The 25,344-nt window shown below is 73.6% G+C and carries 18 protein-coding genes, 1 pseudogene and 1 riboswitch; of the genes and pseudogenes, 8 read left to right on the top strand and 11 right to left on the bottom strand.

The annotated features are described in order from the left end of the window. Positions 1–56 precede the first annotated feature (56 nt). Positions 57–1,517, top strand: coding sequence for an NAD(P)/FAD-dependent oxidoreductase (locus tag MTF65_RS22750; protein WP_243630748.1), 1,461 nt, complete (start codon positions 57–59; stop codon positions 1,515–1,517). A 182-nt stretch (positions 1,518–1,699) separates the two neighbouring features. Here MTF65_RS22750 and MTF65_RS22745 read toward each other — a convergent pair whose 3' ends face one another. Beyond that, positions 1,700–2,188 carry a hypothetical protein gene (locus MTF65_RS22745; protein ID WP_243630747.1) on the bottom strand — a complete coding sequence of 163 codons (489 nt, stop codon included), beginning with the start codon at positions 2,186–2,188 and terminating at the stop codon, positions 1,700–1,702. 146 nt (positions 2,189–2,334) lie between these two features. Between MTF65_RS22745 and MTF65_RS22740 the strand changes: the two genes are divergently transcribed. Together MTF65_RS22740 and MTF65_RS22735 are read left to right on the top strand one after the other, a co-directional pair. Next, complete coding sequence (locus MTF65_RS22740; protein ID WP_243630746.1) at positions 2,335–2,523, top strand: hypothetical protein; 189 nt, start codon at positions 2,335–2,337, stop codon at positions 2,521–2,523. Positions 2,524–2,620: 97 nt separating this feature from the next. After that, a pseudogene (locus MTF65_RS22735) lies at positions 2,621–2,851 on the top strand (IS701 family transposase); the annotation flags it as partial. A 794-nt stretch (positions 2,852–3,645) separates the two neighbouring features. Here MTF65_RS22735 and MTF65_RS22730 read toward each other — a convergent pair. Beyond that, positions 3,646–4,569: a serine protease gene (locus MTF65_RS22730; RefSeq protein WP_243630745.1), complete on the bottom strand. Its 924-nt coding sequence runs from the start codon at positions 4,567–4,569 to the stop codon at positions 3,646–3,648. A gap of 70 nt (positions 4,570–4,639) precedes the next feature. On the opposite strand from MTF65_RS22730, the gene MTF65_RS30745 reads away from it, so the two are divergent. The 4 genes from MTF65_RS30745 (at position 4,640) to MTF65_RS22710 (ending at position 9,611) form a co-directional block, all read left to right on the top strand. Further along, a complete protein-coding gene (locus MTF65_RS30745) occupies positions 4,640–4,963 on the top strand; it encodes a hypothetical protein (RefSeq protein WP_374207283.1) in 324 nt (107 codons plus the stop codon). Positions 4,964–5,028: 65 nt separating this feature from the next. Beyond that, a riboswitch (cobalamin riboswitch) is annotated at positions 5,029–5,190 on the top strand. A gap of 167 nt (positions 5,191–5,357) precedes the next feature. Then, entirely contained in the window at positions 5,358–7,700 is a 2,343-nt protein-coding gene (gene metE, locus MTF65_RS22720; RefSeq protein ID WP_243630744.1) for a 5-methyltetrahydropteroyltriglutamate--homocysteine S-methyltransferase, read from the top strand. Between the two features lie 292 nt (positions 7,701–7,992). Next, entirely contained in the window at positions 7,993–8,799 is an 807-nt protein-coding gene (locus tag MTF65_RS22715) for a hypothetical protein (protein ID WP_243630743.1), read from the top strand. Positions 8,800–8,861: 62 nt separating this feature from the next. After that, positions 8,862–9,611, top strand: coding sequence for a tyrosine-protein phosphatase (locus MTF65_RS22710; RefSeq protein WP_243630742.1), 750 nt, complete (start codon positions 8,862–8,864; stop codon positions 9,609–9,611). A gap of 103 nt (positions 9,612–9,714) precedes the next feature. Here the strand turns inward: MTF65_RS22710 and MTF65_RS22705 are convergent, their stop codons facing one another. From MTF65_RS22705 to MTF65_RS22680, 6 genes are all read right to left on the bottom strand, one after another. Then, positions 9,715–10,506 carry a hypothetical protein gene (locus tag MTF65_RS22705; protein WP_243630741.1) on the bottom strand — a complete coding sequence of 264 codons (792 nt, stop codon included), beginning with the start codon at positions 10,504–10,506 and terminating at the stop codon, positions 9,715–9,717. Then, on the bottom strand, positions 10,506–11,786 hold the full coding sequence (locus tag MTF65_RS22700) for a VWA domain-containing protein (RefSeq protein WP_243630740.1): 1,281 nt from the start codon (positions 11,784–11,786) through the stop codon (positions 10,506–10,508). Before MTF65_RS22700 ends, MTF65_RS22705 begins: the two co-directional genes overlap by 1 nt. 74 nt (positions 11,787–11,860) lie before the next feature. Beyond that, complete coding sequence (locus tag MTF65_RS22695; protein ID WP_243630739.1) at positions 11,861–13,765, bottom strand: HEXXH motif domain-containing protein; 1,905 nt, start codon at positions 13,763–13,765, stop codon at positions 11,861–11,863. Next, positions 13,766–13,984 carry an aldo/keto reductase gene (locus MTF65_RS22690; protein ID WP_243630738.1) on the bottom strand — a complete coding sequence of 73 codons (219 nt, stop codon included), beginning with the start codon at positions 13,982–13,984 and terminating at the stop codon, positions 13,766–13,768. Positions 13,985–14,120: 136 nt separating this feature from the next. Then, positions 14,121–15,251, bottom strand: coding sequence for a caspase family protein (locus MTF65_RS22685; protein ID WP_243630737.1), 1,131 nt, complete (start codon positions 15,249–15,251; stop codon positions 14,121–14,123). Continuing rightward, complete coding sequence (locus tag MTF65_RS22680; RefSeq protein WP_243630736.1) at positions 15,248–16,465, bottom strand: alpha/beta fold hydrolase; 1,218 nt, start codon at positions 16,463–16,465, stop codon at positions 15,248–15,250. The genes MTF65_RS22685 and MTF65_RS22680 overlap by 4 nt, the downstream gene beginning before the upstream one ends. A gap of 179 nt (positions 16,466–16,644) precedes the next feature. On the opposite strand from MTF65_RS22680, the gene MTF65_RS22675 reads away from it, so the two are divergent. Then, positions 16,645–17,970 carry a cation:proton antiporter gene (locus MTF65_RS22675; protein WP_243630735.1) on the top strand — a complete coding sequence of 442 codons (1,326 nt, stop codon included), beginning with the start codon at positions 16,645–16,647 and terminating at the stop codon, positions 17,968–17,970. Between the two features lie 116 nt (positions 17,971–18,086). Here MTF65_RS22675 and fxsT read toward each other — a convergent pair whose 3' ends face one another. The 3 genes from fxsT to MTF65_RS22660 are packed head-to-tail and all read right to left on the bottom strand — an operon-like array spanning position 18,087 to position 25,140. Continuing rightward, complete coding sequence (gene fxsT / locus MTF65_RS22670; RefSeq protein ID WP_243630734.1) at positions 18,087–22,496, bottom strand: FxSxx-COOH system tetratricopeptide repeat protein; 4,410 nt, start codon at positions 22,494–22,496, stop codon at positions 18,087–18,089. Next, entirely contained in the window at positions 22,496–23,620 is a 1,125-nt protein-coding gene (locus MTF65_RS22665) for a MoxR family ATPase (protein ID WP_243630733.1), read from the bottom strand. The genes fxsT and MTF65_RS22665 overlap by 1 nt, the downstream gene beginning before the upstream one ends. Further along, positions 23,617–25,140: an effector-associated domain 2-containing protein gene (locus MTF65_RS22660; protein ID WP_243630732.1), complete on the bottom strand. Its 1,524-nt coding sequence runs from the start codon at positions 25,138–25,140 to the stop codon at positions 23,617–23,619. The genes MTF65_RS22665 and MTF65_RS22660 overlap by 4 nt, the downstream gene beginning before the upstream one ends. Between the last annotated feature and the right edge of the window lie 204 nt (positions 25,141–25,344).

Here is a 25,344-nt window from a genome sequence, read left to right as displayed (position 1 = left end):
AGGCGCCCCGGGCGGGGGCTGACCTGCCGCGGCGTCACCCCGGAAGACTCGGCCGCATGGACGACGACACGGACAACCACCCAGCAGCCCCTCCGACGGGCCACCCGGCGGGCCATCCGGACGACCACGGCCACGGCCACGGCGGCCACGGCGGTGACCACGCGGTGGTGCTCGGCGCGGGTCTGGCCGGGCTCCTGGCGGCCAGAGTGCTCGCGGAGAAGTTCGCCCGCGTCACCATCGTGGAACGAGACGAACTGTCCGACACCGGGCCCGCCTTCCGGCCCGGGGTCCCGCAGTCCCGGCACGTGCACGTGCTGTGGTCGCGCGGCCTCGCCCTGATCGAGCGGATGCTGCCCGGAATCACCGGCACACTCGAAGCGGCCGGGGCGGCGGTGCTGGAATCGCCCCGGGACTTCCTCTGGCTGAGCCCGGCCGACTGGTTCCGTCCCGTGCCCGGCGCCGAGGTCCTCCTCAGCAGCCGGGAACTGCTCGACTGGACGGTGCGCCAGGAGGTCCTGCGGGACCGGCGCATCCGGATCCGGGCCGGCTCCCCGGCCACCGGACTCGTCGCCGGGGCCGACGGCCGATCGGTGACCGGCGTGGAACTCCAGGACGGTGACCCGTTGGCCGCGCGCTTCGTGGTCGACGCGACCGGACGCACCTCCAAGGCCCCCGCCTGGCTCGCCGCGCTGGGGCATCCGGCCCCGGCGGCCACCCGCTGCGACTCCCATCTCGGCTACTCCAGCCGCTACTTCGAGATCCCGGCGGACCCCGCGCGGCGCTGGCGCGGCATGTACGTCCAGGGCAGACCGGAGAGCCCGCGCGGAGGCGTGCTGGCGCCGCTCGACGGCAACCGCTGGCTGGTGACCCTGCTCGGTTACGGCAGGGAGCACGCCCCTCCCACCAAGGACGAGGAGTTCCTCGACTTCGCCCGCAGCCTGCGCAGCCCCGCCCTGTACGACGCGATCCGCGACGCGAAGCCGCTCTCCTCGGCGACCGGCTTCCGGGGCACGGCGAACGAGTGGCGCCACTTCGAGCGGCTGGACCGCTGGCCGGCCGGGTTCATCGTCCTCGGCGACGCCTCCTGCCGCTTCAACCCCGTGTACGGGCATGGGATGACGGTGGCCGCGCTCGCGGCGGACGCCCTCGCCGCGGAGATCGACGCCCTCGACGCGCGGGGCATCCCCGGAGCGGCACGGCGGATCCAGCGAAGGACCGCCGCCGCGGCGGAGACGGCCTGGCAGATCGCCACCAGCGAGGACATGCGCTACCCGGAGACCGAGGGGCCGCCGCCCGACCGGGCCACCCGGATCCTGCAGAGGTACATGTCCCGGGTGATGGTGGGCGCCAACAGCGACCCGGCGATCTCCACTCCGTTCTTCGGCGTCCTGTCCCTCTCCACCGCCCCGAACGCCCTGCTCAGCCCGAGCACGGTGATACGCGTCCTCTCCAAATGGCGCCTCCCGACGACCCCGCCGACCACCCCCTACCCACCACACCACGGCCCGCCACCGTGAGCGGGCCGCCGGGGGCAAGGTGCCTCCCCGGCGCCGAACGGCCCTGCCCGCACTCCCAGGCGGGCAGGGCCGTCTCGGCCGCCGCTCATGGGGGCCCGCTGACCACGAAAGCCATGAAGCCGCGGAGGACCATGAAGGCCACGGCGCACGATGCGCCGTGGCCTCCGCTCAGGTGCCGGGGATCAGCAGGGACGGTTGTACCAGTTCATGGCCACGCTGGTGGAGCCGCCGTAGCCGGACAGCGTCAGTGCGTTGTAGCCGCTGGTGGGGATGAGGTAATAGGTCGGCGTGAGTGTGACCGTCGTCCCGGCGGGAATGCCGCTGGGAGCGGACAGATTGACCACCTGTGTGGTGCCCGTCGCGCTCGGCACATAGCCCGAGTTGGAGGTGACCTGGAGCCCCTGGTAGCCGGGCTTGCTGACCGTGAACTGCCAGGTGCTGCCGGCCGGCACGCCGGTCGTCGAGGTGATGGTGAAGGCGAACTTGCGGTTGTAGGAAGGCCCGACACAGGTCTGACCCAATGTCGCGTCCTGAATCCCCACCGACGCGGTCTCAGTAGCCGGAGCGGCACTGGCCGCTCCACCGCTGGAGAGCAGGGTCGCGGCGGAAATCGCGAGCGTTCCTGCCACCGAAAGGAGGCGGCGGTTCGCCCGCCCCGTCGTGATCTGCATTCCCGATCCTCCCCGCCGCGGCTGCGGCGATCCGACCCTCGGTCCCGCTCCGGGACCGAGCCGTGCTCGGGCCGACCCCACCTGCGGGCCGTTCACACGGGTAGGCACATGACCCACCGTTGCGCGCCCGGAGCAACATAGCCGACATGAACATGCCAAGCGAGAAAAAACCGAAAAAATGTCGGTCCGGGACCATCCTGATCACGGATTCATCGGTTCCAGATGCCCTTGCCGACAATGTTTGCGGCCGAAACGACTCGGGCGATCTCCAGCACGCGATGATCTTCATGAAGATCCAGGTGGTGGAGCTTCCGCATCACGACGTCCAGCGCTGACACTGACGACGTGAGGTCGTCGGACGCGCACCGGGCTGGCCGAGCGCGGCCTGGACTACGTGACCGCTGTAGGTGCGGACACCAGCGCCCACCCTGGTGGGACGGGGCTCTGCCGGTCGAGACCCTGATCGCCGAGTCGCCGCCTGGTCAGAACGAGCCCACCGATTACTGGCTGACCAGTCTGTCCGCCGGCACCGCACTGCGTCACCTGGTGCGGATGGCGGAGATCCGCTGGCGCGTCGAGCACGACTACCGCGAACTCAAGCACGGCCTGGGCCCGGACCACTTCGAGGGCCGCACCTGGCACGGGTGGCGCCACCACGTGGCCCGAGGTGTCGGCGTGCGGCGAACCCCTCGGCGACGGACTCTCGGCGTCCGGCGATTAGCCCTGGGAGCGAGTTGCCGCCGGGAGAACGGTCGTTACGGGCGCGGAATTCGGCCGACCTGACGGTCCGCCCCCTCTCCCGCTCGGGGGTCTTGTTCGTACAACCCTGCGCCCGAGGCCCAGCGCTCTACCCACGGGCGGGCCTCATCCGCAGAATCCCACAACCCCACGGAAGACCATGCTCCGTTCAGCCGGCGTGCCTCGGCCGGGCTGTAGAGGCCCCGGACACGGAAGTTCTCCAGGTGCCAGACGGGCACGATGACGCATGCCTGCCGCGGTGACCCGCGATGCCGGCCGACGGCGATGACGCGCCCGTGCCCCCAGTCCCACCGGGGCCGCACCAGCCAGACCTTCCCGCCCGGCGGGAAGTGCTTGGTGCCGCGCCTGGTCTCCACCGCGCCGGGCCCGTACGCGAGCTCCCGGCGTACGTTGGCCGCGACCGCGTAACCGAGGGCTTCCTCCGGTGTCCCTGCTCCGCTTGCCACGTACCGTCGGCCCCCTCGCCCTAACCTTCGCCCGCCCGACCGTAGTCCCGGTGCTGTCGCACCGCCAAGGGGTTATCGCCCCTGCTTGAGCGAGGTCGTGCCGATCCGCGTAGTCGGCCGGCCAGTTGGCGGGATTCGGCAACGTGACCCGGACAAGGTCGGCGTCGAGCGCGCCGCCAAGTGGCAGCGCCCCTCGTTCGGTTGACATTCGACTGAGCGCGGACGGACGAAAGGACGCCCGCAGCGGCCGGCTCAGCCGCCGGAGGAGCGTTCGTACAGGGCGAGGACGCCGGCGTCGAAGTAGCTGCTGTACGAGGTCTCCTCGTCGCCGCCCCCGTCGCGGCCGCCGATCACCCCGATCAGGGTGTGCGCGCCGGTCAGGACGGGGCCGCCGCTCGTGCCGTCGGGTACGTCCGCGCAGTCCAGCCGCAGCTGCGTGGGCCCGGCGGCGCGGGCGGTGTTACGGCAGTCCAGCGGCCGCTCGGCGTCGTTGGGGTAGCCCACGACCCGGGCCGGCGCGGGCAGTTCGGGCCGGACGCGGAGGGTCTGGGCCCCCGTGAGGTCTTCCAGCCGCGCGCCCGGATGCCCCGGGCGGCGCAGCCGGAGGAAGGCCACATCGTGATCCGGGTCGAAGTCCTCGGTCCACCGGGGATCCACGTCGATCCGCTCCGGCACCCAGACCCCGTACGGGGCCCCACCGTCCCGGTAGCCGGGGACGAAGGCGAGGTTGGTGCGGAAGCCGCCCTGGTGGACGCAGTGCGCGGCGGTGGCGATGAGGTTCCCGCCGGGGGAGTGCACCACGCTCGCAGAGCAGTGGTGGTCGGAGTCCCCGTCGCCGGGGGAGAAGAGCGCCCCGATCGCGGGCTCGGGCGCGGCGGTCCGGGCGACGAGCGGCTCGGACGCCCGCCACGGAACGGAGTCCTCGGCGGCCACGGTGCCCTCCGGGGCCTCCGGAGCCGGAACCTCCCGGACGATCCCGTCCAGCACGGCGGCCGCCGTACTGTCACCGAGCCCGGGGTCCTGTACGTAGGTTCCCTGCGCGGGATCCCCGTCCGCGACCTGCCCCGCGAGCCCGCCCAACTGCCACGCGCACCCGGCGCTCCCGAGCACGAGGGCGCACCAGACGCCCATGAGGACGGCGCCCCGCAGAGCCCGCCGGTGATCCTTGGTGAACATGGGGAACTCCCGCTCCGGAGACCCGCCCGACTGTACGTGCGAAGCGCGAAGAGGCAAAAACGGGCCGCCGGTGGACGGGAGTCTCGACACCGGCTGGTACGACCGCAACCACTACCTGCTGATCGCCACCGACGCCCACGACGTGGCCCCCGCCATCGACGGCACCCGGCCCACCGAGGCCCAGGCCCGCGACCGCCTCGGCCTGATGGCCGCGCACCACGCCTCCGTCGCCTCGGCCGACTGGTATCCGCTGCCGTCGGTCCTGGCGACGTGGTGCCGCGCGGGTAGCGCGGATGGCGCGGATAGCGACACCGCGATGCACCGCGCGCTCGACCCTCCGGCGGACCCGGGCCGGCCTTGGTCGACATTGGCCGAGGATCTCACCGCGAATTGACAGTGGGCTGCCGTAGGGTGGGTCCCGCAGCTGGTTCGCCCCCGTCCGCCAGGCGGGAAGCGTCGTAAGAGGGAACCCGGTGGGAATCCGGGACTGCCCCGCAGCGGTGAGCGGGAACGACCGCCGTCATACGCACTGGGCCCGGACGGGCCTGGGAAGCGACGGCCAGTAGGTGCTTGCCCCTGACCGACAGGTCATGGCAGGCGTGCTCGCGAGTCCGAAGACCTGCCCGTTGCCCGCCGTGCGGACGCCCATCGTCCGTACGCGGAGATTCCGGTGACCTCTCGGGCGGGTCGGCGTGCACCTCAGCCATCCCTTCGCGTCGCGTCGCGTTCGCGTGCCCTTGTTCCGGCACCGGGGTCTGTCCTCAGACACGCTCGCGAAGGAGAGTTCTGTGACCACCGCATCCGCGACACCCGCCGCCACACCCGCCGCACCCGCCGCTGTACGGGCGACCGTGCACGGCTACCCCCGGCAGGGCCCGCGACGGGAGCTGAAGAAGGCCGTCGAGGGGTACTGGAAGGGCCGCGTCCAGGCCGACGAGCTGCACGACACCGCCGCCCGCCTGCGCCGCGAGGCCTGGCAGCAGCTGGCCGCCGCCGGCCTGACCGAAGTACCGACCGGCGGATTCTCGTACTACGACCACGTGCTCGACACCAGTGTCATGCTGGGCGCCGTCCCGGCCCGCCACCGCGCCGCCCACGACGCCGATCCGCTCGACGGCTACTTCGCGATGGCGCGCGGCACCCAGGACGTGGCGCCGCTGGAGATGACCAAGTGGTTCGACACCAACTACCACTACCTGGTTCCCGAGTTGGGCCCCGACACCGTCTTCGCCGCCGACGCCCGTGCACAGCTCGCCCAGTACCGGGAGGCCGCCGCCCTCGGCCTCGCCGCCCGGCCCGTGCTCGTCGGGCCGGTCACCTACCTGCTGCTCGCCAAGCCCGCCCCCGACGCCGGCCCGGGCTTCGAACCGCTCACCCTGCTCGACCGGCTGCTGCCCGCCTACGCCCGCGTACTGGCCGAACTGCGCGCGGCCGGCGCGCAGTGGGTCCAGCTGGACGAGCCCGCCCTGGTCCAGGACCGCACCCCGGCCGAGCTGAACGCCGCCGCCCGCGCCTACCGTGAGCTGGGCCGGCTCACCGACCGGCCCAAGCTGCTCGTCGCCTCCTACTTCGACCGGCTCGGCCAGGCCCTGCCGGTGCTCGCCGCCGCCCCCGTCGAAGGGCTCGCCCTCGACTTCACCGGCCGCGCCGCGGCCAACCTGGAGGATCTCGCCGCCGCCGGCGGAATCCCGGGGAAGCGGCTGGTCGCGGGCGTCGTCGACGGACGCAACGTCTGGGCCAACGACCTCCGGCGGTCCCTGACCACCCTCGGCACCCTGCTCGGCCTGGCCGGGCAGGTGGACGTGGCCGCCTCCTGCTCCCTGCTCCACGTTCCGCTCGACGTCGCCGCCGAACGGGCCCTCGACCCGCAGGTGGCGCGCTGGCTGTCCTTCGCCCGGCAGAAGACCGCCGAGACCGCCACCCTCGCCCGCGGCCTGGCCGGCGGCACCGAGGTCATCGCCGCCGAACTGGCGGCGAACCGGGCCGCGTTGGCGAGCCGCGCCGGATCCGCGCTCACCCACGACCCGGCCGTCCGGGCGCGCGCGGCCGCCGTCACCGAGGCCGACGCCCGCCGCGCGCTCCCGTACGCGGAGCGCTCCGGCGCCCAGCGGGCCCGCCTCGGCCTGCCGCTGCTGCCGACCACCACCATCGGGTCGTTCCCGCAGACCGGCGAACTGCGCACCGCGCGCGCCGACGTGCGGGCCGGGCGGATCGACGAGGCGGCGTACGAGGACCGGATCGCCGCCGAGATCCGCGAGGTGATCGGTTTCCAGGAGAAGGCCGGGATCGACCTCCTCGTCCACGGCGAACCCGAACGCAACGACATGGTGCAGTACTTCGCCGAGCAGCTCACCGGCTACCTGGCCACCCAGCACGGCTGGGTCCAGTCCTACGGCACCCGGTACGTGCGGCCGCCGATCCTGGCCGGGGACATCTCCCGCCCGGAGCCGATGACCGTACGCTGGACCTCGTACGCGCAGTCGCTGACGGGCCTGCCCGTCAAGGGGATGCTGACCGGCCCGGTGACCATGCTGGCGTGGTCCTTCGTACGGGACGACCAGCCGCTCGGCGAGACGGCACGGCAGGTCGCGCTCGCCCTGCGGGACGAGGTCGCGGACCTGGAGGCCGCCGGTACCTCCGTCATCCAGGTGGACGAGCCGGCCCTGCGCGAGACGCTGCCGCTGCGCGCGGCCGACCACGCCGCGTACCTGGCGTGGGCCACCGAGGCGTTCCGGCTGAGCACCGCGGGGGCGCGGCCGGACACCCAGATCCACACGCACATGTGCTACGCGGAGTTCGGGGACATCCTGCGGGCCATCGAGGACCTCGACGCGGACGTCATCAGCCTGGAGGCGGCGCGCTCGCACATGCAGGTGGCCCGGGAACTGGCGGGCGCGGGCTACCCGCGCGAGGTCGGACCCGGCGTCTACGACATCCACTCGCCGAGGGTGCCGAGCGCGGAGGAGGCGGTGGCCCTGCTGCGCAAGGGGCTTGAGGCGATCCCGGCGGAGCGGCTGTGGGTGAATCCGGACTGCGGCCTCAAGACGCGCGGCTGGCCGGAGACGCGGACGTCCCTGGAACACCTGGTCTCAGCGGCCCGCACGCTCCGCGCGGAGCTGCCCACCACCTGACCCGGGCCCGCCGCCGGGCTCCCGCCGGGGGCCTGTCGGGGTCCCCGCCGTGGGGCGGGTCCGGGGTTCGCCGGTCTGCCGCCTGCCGTCGTCGGCAATCCGGCGGCGGGGTGAGGTGTAGGCGCACCGTTTCTCCTCGGCCGTGTCGTCGTTGATCCCGCAAAGGACCCGGGGCGTGCGCGAGGCCGGCGGGCGGGATCGCCCGCGCATCCGTCGCCCCCGCCGAGCCGAGGAGCCGTGTCATGACCCAAGCCGCCGGAGGCAGGATCGGCCGTCCGGGTCCGGTCGCACCGTGGTGACTTCCCTGGGCGGCACGGATGTCCGTACCGCCGCCGTCGCCGCGCCGCCGGCCCTGGTGTTGCCCCTGCCCGGCGAGCCCCTCGCCGACTGCCGCCACACCGACTGCGCCGAGCGGCTGAGCGCCGGGCTCGCGGCCCTGCGCGACACCCTCGCCGGGCGCCCGCCCGCCGGGTATCCGCCGCCGTCCGGCGAGGCCGACCGGGTCCGCCACCGCCGGCTCACCGGCCGCCGAGCGGCGTTCCCCGTCTGGCAGTCCCTGGCACGGGCGCTGCACGGGCTGGCCGCCACCCCCGAGGGGGCGGCCGACCGCATGGTGGCCCGGGCGGCGGCCCTCTACGACGCCTCCTCCGTGCTCCTCCTCTACGCCGGCGGCGCGGCCGCCGCCCACCCCGGGGTCTGCGACGAATGGGCCCGCGACCACGTGCCCGTACCCGGAGCCCTGCGCGCGGCCCGCGACCGGCATCCGGGACCCGTACTCGACCCGCTGACCCGCGCCGCGCGGGACCACGCCCGGGTGCGCGTGGCGGTGCTGCCGCAGGGCGGCCGGTGTCCGGGGCGCGGGCCGACCGAGGCCGAACAGGCCCGGTACGACGCACACTTCCACGTCGAGCGGCAGCCGGTGTGCCGCCCCGCGTACCGGGCGAGCCTGGCCGGGCTGCTGGCCCGGTGCGCGGCCGACATCGGCGCCCACGGCCTCGGCCCCCTCCCGGACGGCTGCCCGGATCACCTCGGACGGGAGGCGCTCGCCCGGCTGGCGCCGGTGGCCTTGTACGAGGAGCCGCCAGGCCCGGCACGTTGATGCATGATCGTGGCCATCGACACAGGAAGCAGCACCACCGCCACCGATCGGGAGACACCGGCATGACCAGCCGCCACAGCCGCCACAGCCGCCACATCGAGTTCGAGCACCTCCACAACTTCCGCGACCTGGGCGGCTACCGCTCCGCCGACGGCCGTACCGTCGCCTGGGGCAGGCTCTACCGGGCCGACTCCCTCGGCAAGTTGCGGGGCGCCGACTGGGAGCGCTTCCTCGCGCTGGACATCCGTACCGTGATTGACCTGCGCTACCCCTGGGAGATCGAGGCCAAGGGCAGGGTCCCGGAGGCGGACCGCTTCACGTACGCCAACCTCAGCATCGAGCACCGGCCCTACGACCAGGCAGAGATAGACCCCGAGATCGACCCCTGGCGCTACCTGGCCGACCGCGCCGCCGAGGTCACCGAGGACGGGGTCGAGGAGATCCGCCAGGCCGTCGAACTCATCGCCGACGGCCCCGGCCCCACGGTGTTCCACTGCACCTCCGGCAAGGACCGCACCGGGCTGATCGCCGCGTTCGTCCTGACCCTGCTGGGGGTCCCGGAGGAGGAGATCCTGGCCGACTTCGCCCTCACCGAGCTGGCCGCCGCCCGCCTCACCGCCGACTGGCACGCGGCCAACCCCGGCCGCACCCTCCGCTGGCCCGCGTACGGACGCGCCCCGGCGGCCCTCCTGGCACTCGTGCTGGCCGACCTGACGACCCGCTACGGATCCCCGGCCGCGTACCTCACCGACCGCGTCGGCATCACCGCCGCCACCGCCGAGTCCCTGCGGAGCCGCTTGCTGACCGCGTGACGGTGGAAGGTCCACGAGCCGTGGACCGCGAGGGCCGCCGGGGTCACGGGCTCCGGCGGTCGCGGCTGTGTGGGGCCGTGACCGCCGTTCCCCGGCCGGCGGGTCAGGCGCCCGGGGGCACCCGTGACGGGCGGCCCGTGCCGCGGGTCAGCGCGTAGCCGCCGATGCCGGCCAGGGCCGCGAGGAGGCCGCCGGCCGCCGTCCAGACCCACCGGTCGGACCACCAGCCGCCCGACCAGCCGCCCTCGGGCTCCGCGGCGACCGCCGGCTTCGGCGGGGTCAGCGGGGCGGCGAGGGCGGCGTCCACCGCGAGCGCACCCCCGGTCTCCTTCACAGCGGCCCGTACCCGCGCCCGTACCGGCTGGCCGAGGTCCTCCTGCGCCGCGTCACTCACGGTCAGGCGGACGTAATAACTGCCCGGCAGCGGGTCGTTGGCCCACGGCTCCGCCCCGGCCCGGACCGGCCGCAGGGTGCAGGACAGCTCGACGGAGTCGGCCGCCTTGGCTGCCGCCCGGGTCTGCATGCCGTACATGCAGGCCTGCCGGCGGCGCAGCCCGTCGTACACGTCGAGCCGCCAGGTGGCGGAGCCGTGCCGGGAGGCCGCCGGAGGCAGCTTCACGGTCGCCGTGACGGTGGCCCGCTGGCCCGAGTCCAGCGGGACCGCCCAGTACAGGTAGTCGCCGACGGACGCGTCCGCCGTTCCCTCCTGCCCCGGCAGGAGCGCCGCGGCCGTACGGAACGTGGTGCCTGCCTCGGTCGGCCCGGCCGCCGTCGGCCCGGCCTCCTTGCCGCTCGCCGCGGGCGAGGGGCTCGCGGCCGAGGCCGCTCCCGCCGCCGCGAACAGGCCGACGCCGGCCAGCGCGACGGCTGCGGTCAATGTGCGTACGGTACGCATCAGTTGGTCCTCCAGACCGAGATACGCCAGCGCGAGATCCAGCCCCACACCAGACCCGCGAGGAATCCGGTGAGCACCAGCACGGCGAGCAGCCACCAGCCGCGGCCGAGACCGAAGGCGGCGACGTCGGAGGCCTCGTCCGGCGCGTCGACCAGGTCGATGGTCAGCTCGACGGGCAGGCCCGGTGTGGTCTTGACGGAAGCGCCCGCGGAGAAGGAGTTGCTGACCTGGAGGCAGACGGTCTCCGCAGCGGGCTTCCCATCACCGTCGCCGTCCTCATCGTCGGCCTCGGCCGTCGGGTAGCGCAGCCCGGTGGAGATCAGGTCGGTACGCCCGTCTCCGGCCTCCGAGCCTCGGACGATCTCCCGCCCGTGCCCGGTCGTCGCGCGCAGCATGACCCCGTAATCGTTGTTGACGGCGCGGTCGGCGGCGATGCTCACCGAGGCGCGCAGCTCCTGGCCGGGCAGAACGTCCACCCGGTACCAGCGGTGTTCGCCGAAGGCCTCGCGGTCGGTGTAGAGGCCGGCCTCCAGCTTCGGGGCGCCCTCGCACTGCTTGGCCCCCTCGGTCGCGACGGGCTTCACCACCGGGGTCGCCGCCCGGTCCACCAACTGCTTGACGCGGCCGGAGAGTTCGTCGGTGTGCTGGACCGAAGTGTACGTACCGCCGGTGGCCTCGGCGATGCAGAGCAGCTGGCTGCGGGTCTTGGCGTCCGGGACGAGCCCGAGCGTGTCGATGACCAGGTGGATGCCCTGGGCCGCGATGTCCCGTGCCACCTCGCAGGGGTCGAGCGGGGCGCAGGTGTCCTCGCCGTCGGTGATGAGCACGATCCGCCGGGTGGCGTCGCCGCCCTTCAGGTCCTCGGCGGCCCCGAGCAGGGCCGGCCCGATGGGCGTCCAGCCGGTGGGGGCGAGGGTCGCCACCGCCGTCTTCGCCTCGGTCCGGTCGAGCCGGCCGACCGGGTAGAGCTGCTTGGTGTCCTTGCAGCCGAGCTGGCGGTCGTCACCGGGATAGTCGGCCCCGAGGGTCCGTATGCCGAGCCGCACCTCGTCCGGTACGGCGTCCAGCACCTCGTTGAAGGCCTGCTTCGCGGCGGCCATCCGGGACTTGCCGTCGATGTCGGTCGCCCGCATCGAGCCGCTGACGTCCAGCACCAGCTCGACCTTGGGGGACTCCTTCGCCGCGGGCTCCCCGGCGGCGGCATGCGCGGGGAACAGCCCGACGGCCAGTACGGCCAACAGCCCGCCCGCCCCCGCCGTCACCCATCTTCTTGTGATCATCGCCGGATCGTATTGAGGATCACCGCCCAGACCAAACCGCTCCACGGAGTACGAGGCGAGGCGTACGGGGAAAGCTACCGCCCGCCGTGGAACCAGTCGGCGGCGCGCCGCAGTTCCTCCGGGGTGCCGGGGGCGAGCGCGAGGAGGCGTTCGGGGCGGTGGAGCAGCCCGCGGCGGCCGGGGGAGACCCCGGCGTTCGCGAGGAGCCAGCCGCTGAGCGCGTGCGGGTCGGACGGGGAGCCGCGCAGGATGTCGGCGTAGAGCCGCCGCGCCGTGTCCGGGTCCCCGGCGGCCAGGTGGGCGTCGGCCGTGGCCGGGGTGCGGGGCGGGGCGCCGTAGAGGTGGGCGCGCGGGTCGGCCCAGTCGGCGGGCTCGCGCGTGAGAACCGGCCGGTGCAGGGAGGGCGGTGGTGGTGCGGCGCCCTCCCGGAAGGCGGTGGTCAGGGCGGCCCGTTCCTCGTCGCCGCAGCGCAGATTGCGCAGCCGCCATTCGACCCGGTGGCTCCGGGCGGCGGCGCGCGCCCGCGCGGCGATACGGGGGGCGACGGGTTCGCGGAGCCAGGAGTCGAGGGTGGCCGCCAGGCCGTGGAGGAGCCGGGTGCCGGGGCCGGTGAGCCTGGCCCGGGTCAGCAGGGTGCGGATGACGAGCCTGGTCTGGAGACGGCTCAGGGCGAAGTGGAACGCCGCGAGCTCGGGGTCGGCGGTCTTGTCGGCCATCCGGTCGCGCCAGAACCCGGTCACGCCGGTGAAGGCGTACGCGCCTTGCAGCAGACCGGTGGCGGGCCGCGGGTCGGGGCGCCAGGGCGCGTAGTGGACCTCGGCGCCGTCGTCGTCGTCGAGGAGCGGGAAGAGGTGGAGCAGGGCTCCGAGTTTGCTGTGCTGGAACTCGTGCACCATGGCTTCGGCGAGCGCCAGGCCGTCCACGGGCCGGGAGATGACCATGGACCCGAACGCATCCGAGGTAGTCGCGCTCAGCGGCGACGCGGCGGCGGGAGCCGACTCCGACGCGATCCCGGCCGAGGTCCCGGTCTCGGCTCCGGCCTGGGTCCCGGCTCCGGCCTCGGCTCCGGCCTCGGCCCCGGCGTCGGCCCCGGTCCCGGCCTGGGTTCCGATTCCGGTCCCGGCGTCGGTCTCGGTCGCGGCGTCGGGCCCGATTCCGGGCCAGGGGACGATACGGCGGACCTCGTCGACGCGCAGGCGGCCCGGGCCCGTGGCGGTGCTGCCGAGGAGGGCCGCCGCCTCGGTGAACAGCCGCTGCCAGTACGCGGCCTCCGCGCCGCCGAGCGGCCGCGGCGGGACCGGCTCGTCGAGGTCGCGGTACGGATCGAGGTCGTCCAGCCAGGTCGACGTACCGGCGAAGACGCGCGAAGGCGTCCAGTGGGCGTTCGGCGTCGCTCCGTCCCGGGGGCGGACGGTGACCGTTACCTCGTTGGAGCCGGCGCCGGCCGACAGGTGGAGGTCGCCGCCGCGGAGCCGCGCCGTCGCCGTGCCGAAGCCCTCAGGACCGTCGATGCGGGCGAGGCCCAGGGTGGGCAGCGCCAGCCCGCCGTCCCGTACGGGTACGACGACATCGGCGTCCAGCCCCGCCCCGATCCGGGCGACGAGGCCGATCGCGAACAGGTGCCCCGCGTCCACCCACAGCGGCGGCCCGCCCGCCGTCCCGTGCAGGCGGCGCAGCATGTGCGCCATCCAGCACCCGACATGAGGGCTCATCAGCAGGGCCTCGGCGGCCTCGGGCCGCGCCTCGGCCGCCTCCGCGATCAGCCGCCAGGCGGTGTCGGCGGAGCCCAGGCCGCTCAGGGCGTCCGGGTGTTCGTCGAGCCGGTCGAGCAGCTCGCCCAGCAGCATCAGACGCCGGGTCCGCTCGACCCGCACCAGGAATCCGACCGCCTCCGGCGAACCGCCGCCCGACGCGAGCTCGTCGAACAGCCGGCTGGGTATGCGTAACCGGCCGTCATCCTCCCGCGAGCGCGAGGCCATCTACGCGCCCCCGCCGCCGCCACCGCGCGGGGGATTCGGACCGCCCCGGGCGTTGCTGCGGGGGCGCCGGGCCTGGGTCAGCAGCCGCTGGTCGCGCAGAGGTGAGGGAATGCCACGCAGGGCGGCGAGGCTCACTCCGGTCAGATCGATCAGATCGGACGCGACGTGATCGGGGCGGTCCGAACACCCCGGACGGTCCGCGTCGGCCGGCTCATGCACCGTGATTCCCCCTTCATGTGCCCCGATCACGCGGCCTTTTCATGTGTGCCGCTCGCGATGCCGGAGTCCTTACATGATGACGAACGGGAGCACTCCGTGAAACCCATGTGATCAAGCCAGTTGATTGCCGGGCCGCCTACGGCCGGGGACCGGCACATGCCTGAACAGCCGCCTCCAGAGCCACCGCCCGCACCTCGTCGTCGTCGAGCAGCGTGACGGCGTCGTAGAGCATCCACAGTTCGCCGGGTTGCTCGCTCAGCGCACGGATGATGCCGATGAGGTCGATGCGGGGCTTGGCGTGCCGCCGCATGCGCTCGACGCTTCTGGTGCCCAGTTCCGAGACGAGGGTCTGGCGTTCCTCGGGGTCCGTCATCATCGGATAGGAGAGCAGGGCGGCGAGCAGCTGATCGACCGGCGGACGGGACGTACGGGGCGGACGCGGCGCGGCGGGTGGCGGGATGTGCTCGGTCCGCTCGGGGCTGTGGAGGGAGAGCGCGGGCACCTGATCGGTACGGCGGTGGGCCCTGAGCCGCTCCACCCGCTCCCGTACGTCCTGGAAGAGGACCACCGGATCCGGCCACGGCCCGGGCGGCTCCCCCTCCAGTACGTCGAGGACGCTGTCGGAGAACAGCCCGGTACCGCGCCCCGGGTCGTTGGCGGCCCGCTGCCCCCGGGTCGCGGCCAGCAGCAGGGTCTGGTGGTGGCTCTGGACGCGCTGCCCCGCGGGGAGGCCCTCGGTCGGCAGGGTGTGGTGGAAGCCGTGCTCTTCCTCGAAGGTCTGGCAGGCGTCGACGATCCAGATCTGCCGGGCGAAGCCGGGCAGCGCGTCGCTGGCCAGGGTTCTGCGCATCGACTCCAGGTCGAGATTGCGTTTGTCGGCGGTGGTGGCGTCCGCGCAGAACAGCCGCAGCCGTTCCGCCTGGTCGAGTACGCCGTGGCCGCCCCACCACACCCACAGCATCTCCCCGTCGAGGGAGTGGAGCCGGGACAGGAGCAGGCCGCGCAGTGTGGCGTGGTCGGCCGGGCCGTACGGAACGCCGGGGTCGGCGAGCGGGTCGAGGCAGAGCAGGATGTTGCCTTCCGGCATGCCGTTGCGGAGCAGCCACGCGCGGAAGCGGAGCGCGTCGTTCGCCGGCCCGGGCAGGTCCCAGGCGGCCCCGGCGGCATAGCGCTCGATGCCCACGATGAGCGCGAAGCTCCGCTCGGGCGCGGGCGCGGGCTCGGGCGTGGGACGGGGCGCCGGGTGGGGCGTGGTGGCGTCGGTCACGGCAGTCGTGCCGCGATGGCCCGGTAGACGGCGGGGTTGGCCCAGTAGGCGCTGTGCGCGGCGGGGAACGGCTGCCGGTTGTCCACCTCGACGTCGGTGACGCGGCCGGGGAACAGTGGCGCGCCTATGTACCCGAGCAGATCGCGGGGGTCGTACACGTTCAGCCAGACGGGCAGGTGGTCCGGCAGCGGCTCGGGGTGGACGAGCCCGGGCAGCGCGCCGCTCTCGTAGAGGAAGGGCCCCTGGGAACCCACCGTGATCAGCTGCGCGACCTGCGGCAGGGGTGTGGTCAACAGGGTGTCCAGGGCGATGATCCCGCCGAGGCTGTGGCCGATGACGACGACGGGTGGTTCCAGCTCCTTGACCAGCTCGCGCAGGCGTTGGCGCAGGGGCTCGCCGTGGGCCAGGTACAGCATGATGTCGGCGGCCGCCGGGTGGGCCGCCTCGGTCAGTGCCCGCCTGCGGCGAACCGCCTGGTGGGAGGCGATCCGCAGGACGGGGCGGGCCAGCAGGGCGCCCACCCCGCGTTCCGAGCCCTCGGGGCGGGCGCCCATGCGTTCGGCGAGCGCCGCCACGGCCGTGTCCCGGGCGGCGCCGTCGGGCACGACCGGCGCGTCCTCGGCGAGCAGGGCGGCGAGGGCGCCCGCCACCAGGGCGCGGGCGAGCAGCCGGGCGAGTTCCCCGTCGTCGGGCAGGGCCGTGGCGGCGCGGCCCAGCAGCGGGCTGCGGGAGAGTTCGGTGACGGCCGACGCGAGGTACGGGCCCGGCAGGCCGGCGGCGCTCGCGATGCCGGCCACCTGCCCGTCGAGGGCGGCGAGCAGCGCGCGCGGGCGTTCCGCGGGGAGCGGGGCGCCGGGCGGCAGTTCCGCGCCGGGGCCGCCGCCGGAGCCCGGGCCGTTGCCGGAGCCCGGGCCACCGCCGCCGGCCGCGGCGAGCGCGAGTTCGGCGAGCGGGTCGCGGTAGAGACCGGCCCACAGCTCCGTCTCGTCGGCCGGTTCCGCGGCCTCGTCGAGACCGCCGCGGCTCCTTCCCCCGGTGTACGGAACGGAGAGGCCGCCGGCTCCCAGGCGCGCGCCGAGTTCCGCGCCCCAGTAGTACGGGGACACGCGGACGCCGGGGGCGACGTCACGCAGCCCGGCGGTGAAACGTCCATATACGTCCGAGAATCCGGGTTCTCGTACGCCCGTACCGTGAATGAACAGTGCCGTGGTCATGTGCCCCCGTCCTCGCCCTCGCCCCGAGTCACACCGACGCGATCGTGGCACATAACGTGCCGTCAACTTGGCAGTATGCTGAAAAAGTGCCCCCTTGACTCGGGTGCGCTTCAGCTCTGGCGCTCGGTCGTGCTCTGCCGACGCAGCCTGCCCGGCACCGGACTCCACAGGGGGACCGCATGAGTTCTGATGCGATGATCAGTCATCTCGTCGGCGCCACCGCGCTCATTCTGATCATCGCCCACACGGCGGGCTGGCTCGCCCGCCGGCTGGGCCAGCCGACCATCATCGGGCAGTTGACCGCGGGGATCGCGCTGGGGCCGACGATGCTGGCGGAGTTCTCCCCGGGGCTGGCCACGACGCTGTTCCCCCCGGCGCTCGCCCCGGTCCTGACCGGCCTCGCCCAGATCGCCCTCGTCCTCTTCCTCTTCGCGGTCGGGTACGAGCTCGATCTGCGGGTGCTCAAGGGGCGCGCCCACTCGGTGGTCGCCGTGTCCCTCGCCGCCTTCCTGCTGCCGATGGCGGCCGGATGCGGCGCCGCGGTGCTCTTCCACGAGCAACTGGCGGAACTGGGCGCACCCGAGAGGATGACCGGGTCCTCGGTGCTGTTCTTCGGCGTCGCGCTGTCCATCACCGCGGTGCCGGTGCTCACGGCCATCGTCCGGGAGAACGGGCTGGCCGGGACCGTGCCCGGGATCGTCGCCGTCTCCGCCGCCGGGCTGATCGACGTGATGGGCTGGACGGTCCTGGTCGGCACGCTGCTGGAGTCCGACGCGCACGGCGGGCTCAGCTGGCAGGTGCGACTGCTGCTGCTGGTGGTGTTCGCGGCGGTGATGCTGCTCGGTGCCCGGCCGGTGCTGCGCCGCGTGCTGTGGCGCTCGCAGGTCGATCCGTCGCTGCGCCTGGCCGTGCTGGTGGGTTTCGCCTTCGCCTCGGCGTGGGTGACCAACGCCCTGGGGCTGCACGTCATCTTCGGCGCGCTGCTCGCCGGAGTGGTGACGCCCCGGGAGCGGGGCGGCACGCTGGACCCGGATCTGGTGAGGCCGCTGCACGACATCGGCCTGCTCCTGCTGCCGTTCTTCTTCGTGGTCTCCGGCAAGAGCGTCGAGATCGGCGCGCTCGACTCCACCGGGGTGGTCGCGCTGCTGGTGATCACCCTGCTCGCCGTCGCCATCAAGGTGGTCAGCGGGACGGTCGCGGCCCGCCTGTCGGGTCTGGACCGGCATGACGCGCGGACCGTCGGCGTGCTGCTGAACACCCGGGGTCTGACCGAGCTGATCGCCCTGAACGTCGGGCTCCAGGCCGGACTGCTGAGCGGCCGGCTCTATACGGCGCTCGTCCTGATGGCCCTGGTGACCACCGTGATCACCCAGCCCATGCTGGTCGCCGTCCGCCGGATGCGGGAACGGGCGGCGGCGGGCGACCCTACGCCTGTCACCCCCGAGGCGCCCCAGCCGCCCGTGCGGGCCCGTCCCCTGGGCGACGCCCCGGCGGCGGACCTCTGACACCCGCGCCCCGCCCCGGCCCGCCGCCCCGCCCCGGCCCGCCGCCTCGGCCCGCCCCGCGGTTCGGCCCGCCGCCGCGGGCCCGGGGCGCACCCGGGCCCGCGGCGGCGGCCCGCCTACAGCGGCATCGGCGCGATGTCGCACTCGATCCGCTGGTGGAGACGGGCCGCCATCAGCCACGGGTGGTCCGGGCCGAGCACCCTCGTGAAGCCCTGGACCGCTTCCGAATTGAGCTGGTCGGCCTCCTGGATCCGGCCGAGTCCGCGCAGGTCGAGAGCGAGATTCGCGCGGCAGGACAGGGTCAGCGGGTGGTCGGGACCGCACGTCCCGACGAGCTTCGGCAGGTTCTCCTCATCGATGCCCCGGGCCGCTTCGAAGTCCAGCCGGGCGTAGTGGTTGTTCGCCAGACCCATGACGGCCGTCAGGGTGAAGGGGTGCATGTCCCCCAGCGTCGCGAAGAAGGCCTCCGTGGCCTCCGCGTCGACGGCCTCGGCGGCCGCGACCTCCCCGAGGGCGCGCAGGGTCGCCGCGAGGTTGGTCATCGTGATCAGCGTGTACGCGTGCTGGGGGCCGAGTGACGCGCGGTAGCGCTCCAGGGTCTTCTCGCCCAGGTCGCGGGAGCCGGCGAAGTCCCCGCGCAGCCGCCGGTCCACGGTGGCGTTCACCGCGCAGGCGAGGGTGTCCGGGTAGTCGGGGCCGTACCGCAGGGTGAACCGCTCCAGGGTTTCCTCGGTGAGTTCGGACGCTTCGTGCAGGGCGGCGTCGCGGCGCCGGCACACGGCGAGATTGCGCGCGGCCCGGAGGGTGGCGGCGTTGTCCTCGCCGAAGTCCGTGCGGTAGATCCGGTAGGTCTCCTCCTGCATGATGCGTGCGGCCGGGTAGTCGCCGGACTCGCGGATGTCGATGGCGAGGCCGTTCATCGTGTTGAGGGTGAGGCCGCTGGTCGGCCCGTACAGGGTGTCCCACTGCCGGGCCGTCTCCTCGTCCAGTACGCGGGCCGTCGCGAACTGGCCACACGCCCGCAGGGTCACACCGTAGCCGTGGGCGGCCAGCAGGGTCGCCGGCTCCTCCGGCCCGAACAGGTCCCGGGCGCGGCTGTCGGCCTCCTCGTCCAGGGTGCGGGCCGCGTAGAAGTCGCCCTTGTAGCGAAGGACGCCGGCCATCTGCGTCATGGATCCGATGAGATCCTCCTCGGCGATGGAGGCCCGCCGCGAGATGTCGAGGATCGTCTGGTTCAGCTCCAGGGCCTGGGCCACCTCGCCGGTCTGGAGCAGCAGGAAGGCCAAGTGCTTGCCCATCTGGAGGACCTGCGGGTTCTCCTCGCCCGACTCGGCATGCCAGGCGGTCCACGCCTCCCTGGCCACATCGGCGCCCGCGGTGTGCGCGCCCCAGTAGTAGAGGTAGAGCACGATGGACGTGATGAGTTCCCGGCCCCAGGGGTCGGAGGTACGGACTGCTCCACTGCTCAGCACGTGGGGCAGCAGGGCCTGGTAGGCGGCCCACTGGTCGGGCGAGGCCGGGGCGCCGGGTTTGGCGGCGGCCAGCAGTACCTGTGCGGCGCGGCGCAGTTCCCGGGTCTGCTCCTCGTCCAGGCCCGCGGCGAGCACGGCCTGCATCAGGCGGTGGATGTGCAGGGTGCCGCTCTTGTAGTCGAGCTTGATCAGCGACAGCTTGGTGAGGTCCCGGGTGGCCCGGGCGAGCAGGACCGGGTCGCGCAGAACGGGGTCGAGCACCGGGGTGATGTCCACGTTGCGGGTGCCGCGCAGGATGCTCAGCGGAATCGGCTCGGGGGCCATGCAGGCGCAGATCTCCAGCAGTTGCCGGGCGGCCGGATTGCTGGCGGCCAGTTGGTCCAGCGAAATGTTCCACGCGGCGGCGACGGAGATCGGGTAGTCCGGCGCGGGGTCGAGTTCCAGGATGCCGGGCCGGCGCTCCGCCAGCAGGTCCAGGTACTCGCTGACGGGCATGCCGGTGGCGGCGTGCCAGGCGCCGCCCTGCTCGATCGCGAGCGGCAGGTCGCCGAGGGCCTCGGCCAGGCGGTCGGCGTCCTCCGTGCTCAGATCCCTGGCCCGGCGCTGGAGCAGGGCGATGCTCTCCTCGCGTTCGAAGACGTTGACGGTGAGCGGCGCGGCGACACGCTCCCAGTCGCGGTTGCGGGAGGTGACGATGATCTTCCCCGGCCCGCCGGTGGGGAAGTAGCGGCGGACCATCTCGATGTCCTCCGCGTTGTCGAAGACCAGGAGCCAGTTGTCGTGCGGCCGCCCGGTGCGCAGTGCCTCGCGGACGGCGGGCACCGCCGTGTTGGCCTGCGGGCCGACCTCCAGGTTCAGGGCGCGGGCCAGGTCCACGAGGGCGCCGAGGACGAGGTTCTCCCGCTCGGCGGGGATCCACCAGATCACGTTGTACTCGTGGCTGTGCCGGTAGATGTACTCGATGGCCAGCTGGCTCTTTCCGACGCCGCCCATGCCGTGCAGGGCGTGCGGGAGCACCGCCGCGGTCTCGTCCGAACGCAGTTGTTCCTCGACCGCCGCCAGCAGATTCTCCCGACCCGTGAAGTTCGGGTTCTTCGGCGGGACGTTCCCCATGACCCTCGGCTGGCCGGAGCGGACGAAGAGGGGTTGGGCTTTGAGCTCCATGGTCGGGTCAGCCTTCCGGGCTTCGGCGTACGCGGGGTTGGGAGTGGGCGTCGGCACATGTGCTCCAAGCGGTTCGAGGTGGTACGGGGGCACCGGGGTCTGCTCAGGAGATATGCCCGGCTTCGGCAGCTCATGCCCCCCTACGTCGGGTGAGCCACCTGGTGTGGTGACGCCGGAACCGGCGCCGACGCCCGCCGACACGCGGGCGGCCCGACGGGCGTACGGGCCCGCGAGTGCCTTCAGTACGGCCAGCTCGACCCGTACCCAGGGCTCGTTCGCCGGCGTCGCCTCCGGCAGCGCGGCGCCCTCGGGGTCCTGGAGCGCGGCCCGCAGCCGCACACCCCGGTCGCGTGCGCTCGGCAGGTCGGCGAAGAGGTCCACCGTCCTGGCGAGCTGGCTGCGCGTCCCGGTCGCGAGCAGCGCCTCACGGATCCCCTCGGCGAAGTCGGGCCGGCCGTCGCCGTCCGGGCTGCCCCAGTCGATCAGCCCGCCCATCAGGAGCTCGGCCACGTGCCCCGGATCCGCCTCGGGCAGCGCCCGGTTGCGCAGCTCCTCGATCAGCTCGAACTCGAAGGGCACCGCGGCCAGATGGCCGGTCAGCCGCCGCGCGGTCGGGGTGGCCAGCGAGAAGAACCGGCGTACGGCCGCCTCGGCGGAGCCGGGGCCGGTCAGCCGCGGCTTCTGCATCCCCGGCGTCGGTCTGCCCTTGGCCAGGGTGCCCGCGAGGAGGAAGGGCAGGGTCCGTCGCGCGCCGGGCTCCCCCGTGACCAGGTCGGCCCAGGCGGCGAAGGACTCGGGTTTCAGGCTCAGCACCGGAATCGGGACGGCCGGCCCGGCGCCCGGCTTCGGGAGCGGCTCCGCCAAGGGCCCGCCCTCCGGCGGACGGTGCCCGATCCGTGTGTTGGGCGCGCCGAAACCACCCGATTCCAGCTCGGCCCGGTACGGAGGCGCCGAGGAGCGGTGCCAGAGATAGGTGGGCAGCAGATGGACCAGCGCGGTGGGGCCTCCGCGCGCGAGCCGCACCAGCAGGTCGTCCGCCGCCCGGCCGGCCCAGCCGTGCGCCAGTCCGTCGGTCACGAGGAGGTGGACGCGCGTTCCCCGCGCGTCGATCACCTCGGCCGGGTCGCCGGTGCGCTCTCCCGGCCAGCGCAGCCGCGCCGCGCCGCGACGGGGTAACTCCAGGCGGACCACGCGTACATCGCGGAAGGCCCCGCTACGGGTGGCCTCCACGGCGATCGCGGCGACCCGCTCCTCCCAGATCCGCATGGTCGGCGCGGCGTCGATGAGCAGAACGAGGTCGAAGGCCTTCTCGGTGGCGGGCCGCAGATAGGGAAGCCAGAGGTCGTCGGAGATGCCGTGCCGGGCCGTGCGCTCCTCGTCCAGTTCCTGGCGGTTGCGGGCGGGGACACTGCGGCTCAGCCGGTGCAGTGCCTTGGCGAGCCGCAGCGGTTGCGGGCGCCGCACGCGTCGGCGCCCCGCGGGGAGCGCGGCTTCGACCGCCACCTCGACCGTGGCCGCCGTGGCCGGGTCCGGTGCGGTGGAGCCGTCGTCCGGGAGGGAGAGGGACGGGGACATGACGGAGGAACCGTCGTTGCCCGCGTCCGCGGGGGGCGGGAGCGACGGCCGGCCGACGGGCGTCCGGTCGGGATCGACAGCGGGCGGGTGAGGCGGGGGAGTACCGGGATCCTCCGGGGGTTCGGTCTCGCTCCCGGGTCGCGTCCGCTCCGGAACCGGGGGCTCCTCATCCGCCGCCGGAGGCGGGGTCGCCGCCGCGCGGGCGGCCGCCAGCCATACGGCGTCGGCGATCTCCCGCCAGGTCGGACCGTCGGCGGAAGGGCCGTCCGCCCCCGCGCGGGCGTCGGGTGCGCGCTCCCTGGGAGTGCCGTCCATCAGCGGCCTTTCGCGAGGTCGCGCAGCAGCAGTTCAATGAGCTTACGCCCGTCGGCATCCGCCTGAAAACCACCCGCTGTGGTCAAGTGGACCGCATTGAGCAACTGGTCCACGGACTGTGTGCCCCCCTTGCGCACCCGTCGCTCGAAGTCGTCGACGAGGGTGTCCACCCCCTCCGGCCTGCGCCGGAGGTGGCTGACCACGATGGAGATGAGCTGTTCCCGGCTGGGCGGGCGCATCTCCAGCGGCAGACAGCGCCGCCGGAACGCGGCCGGAAACTCCCGTTCGCCATTGCTGGTGATCACCACGAGGGGGAACTCGCGGCACTCGACGCGGCCGCCGACGACCTCGGCGCGGCCGCCCGGGTCGTCCGTGAAGACGCTGACGGCGGGCAGCGCGCTGCGCACCAGCTCGGGCACTTCGTAGCTGCCGTTCTCCAGGACGTGGAGGAGGTCGTTGGGGAGGTCGATGTCGCTCTTGTCGAGTTCGTCGATCAGCAGGACGCGGGGCCGCTCGTAAGCGAGCAGGGCGGTGCCCACGGGGCCGAGGGTGATGAAGTCGCCGAGGTGCGGGGCCTGTTCGGTCGTCGGCGTCGGATCCGGCATCGCCGTCGGCGCGTCCGGGAGCGGTTCGGGGCCGGCTCCCGCCCGCCAGGTGGCGATGGCCTGGGCGCGGCCGATGGAGTCGTACTCGTACAGCCCTTCGCGCACTGTCGTACGACTGACGATGCCCCACTGGAGGACCCGGCCGAGGCCCAGTTCGCGGGCGACCAGATAGGCGAGGGTGGACTTGCCGACGCCGGGCGGTCCGGTGACCAGCAGCGGGCGCCGCAGCAGCAGCGCGGCGTTGACGGTGTCGATCTCCTCGTCCCGCAGGCTGGGCCGGGGGTCGTTCGCGCCCAGGCGGCGGTGGACCGCCCGGTCGTCGTCGGCGGGGGGCGGCTGGAGCGGCAGGCCCGCGAACTCGCGCCAGGGCGGGGCGGGCGGAAGGGCCGGCGGATCGCCGGCCGGCGCGGCACCGGTCGCGTGGAAGACACGCCAGGTTCCGTCGGCTCCGGATCCGGCTCCTTCGGCGGTGGTCGCGTCGACCGCGGTGGCATCCTGCTCCCGCTCGTACTCGGTCACGCCGGTACCTCCTCGCAGTCGATGAGCCTGAAGGGGTCATCGTAGAAGAACGCCACATGCCTACCCGGGAGTTGCTGTCCGTCCGCGTCGGTTTCGGCCTTCATGCGCAGCCGGTGGATGGTGACGGGCAGCTGGGCCCTGGGATAGCCGACGAGCATGTTCAGCGGCGCGCCGAACTGCTGCTCCGACGGGACCCGGCGGTCCCAGAGGGCCACTCCGATGCCCTCGGCGATCGCCGCCTTCAGCGCCTCCAGCGCCTGCCCCTCCACGGCGGGGGCGCCCAGGGTCACGGCGGTCAGTTGCTGGTCCACCACCAGCCGGTTGCGCCAGATCCGCAGTCCGGCCGCCGGGTCGGAGGCCGTCCAGGGGTGGGGCCGGGCCGCGGCGGCCGCTTTGAGCGTCTGCCAGCGCAGGCGCCAGCGACGCAGCTGCGCCGGGTCGCGGGTGCGCATCCGCTCCAGGCTGCGCAGGTGGACGTAGTAGCGCAGCCCGATCGGGACCGGATCGGAGGCGTCCGTTTCTTTGCCGTATTTGCCGTCTTTGCCCAGCCCCGCCACGTCGTGGTTGAGCATGGAGTAGGGCAGGACGAACTCGACGTGGATCGGGCTCAGGTCCTCGCCGGAGCTGTCCGCCTCCGCCCAGAACTCCTCGCCGCGGCGGATCGCCCGCTCCACGGCGCCGCCCAGCGTCTCCAGGGTCGCGCGCTCCATGTTCCCCGAGACGGGGGCCCAGTAGCCCGACGTCCGGTTGACCCAGTGCCGGACGAAGATGTCGGGTGAGCCGTCCCCGGCGGGATCCACCATGACGATCAGGCACCGGGGGAGATCGGCGTCCGGGAGGCCTTCCGTCCGGGTCGATTCGCGCCGCCGCAGCAGCGCCTCCTGCGCCCCGGCGCCCGCCGACCACTTCTCGCACCACTCGCGCAGGCGGCGCCGCTCGCTCTCGCGGGGGGTGAGCTCGGCGACGAACTCCAGCAGGAGGACGGCGGGCGGCAGCCCGTCGGCCTGCGCGTTGAGGTCCAGCAGGTGTTCGAACAGCTGATCGGGGGTCAGGTGGCGCGGCAGGTCCAGCCGCAGCTCGTGGGCGAGCCGGTCGAGCAGTCGGCCCCGGTCGATTCCCGCGTGCGGGGCGAGCAGGGCACGGGCGGCGTTCACGTCCTTGTCCTCGAACGCCCCGAGCAGCGCGAGCGCCGGACCCGGCTCGGGTGCCCAAGCGCTCAGCACCCGCTCGCGCACCCTTCCCGCGATATCGCTGCCCTCGTGCAGGCCGACGGCGTAGAGCAGCGCGTCCAGGCCCGCCTCCGCGTCGTGCTGCTCACGTAACACGGCCTGGACGAGGGCGACCGTATCGTTTCGGGCGTCCTTGCCCGGCAGGTCCACGTGTCTTTCGAGATATTCGCCGACGCTCTGGCCGAAGAGGACCCGCTGGGACGGGTCCCTCACGCAGTCCAGCTCGCAGAGCTCGTCCACGAGGACCCGACGCAGAAGCAGGTTCTTCGGCGGCTGCCGTAACACGCTCATCACCCCCGACCATCCCCCAGAAGTCGGCACGGGTTCCCTTGTCGGTCCGCGAAGTTATCACGGCACCCACCTTGCCACCAGATGATCTGAACAAACGTCAAATCTTCGCCCATCCCGACCGCTTGGCGCAGATTCTCCGGGTGCCGCCGAGCGTACTGCCGAGCCCGCTCGGGCCCGCTGTGAGGGTCGAGGTCCCTTTACCGC

Origin of the sequence: Streptomyces sp. APSN-46.1 (genome assembly GCF_022815725.1) — a bacterium.
GTDB lineage: Bacteria > Actinomycetota > Actinomycetes > Streptomycetales > Streptomycetaceae > Streptomyces.
The sequence above is the reverse complement of the archived record's forward strand: the minus strand, read 5'-3'. Positions and strand labels throughout refer to the sequence as shown.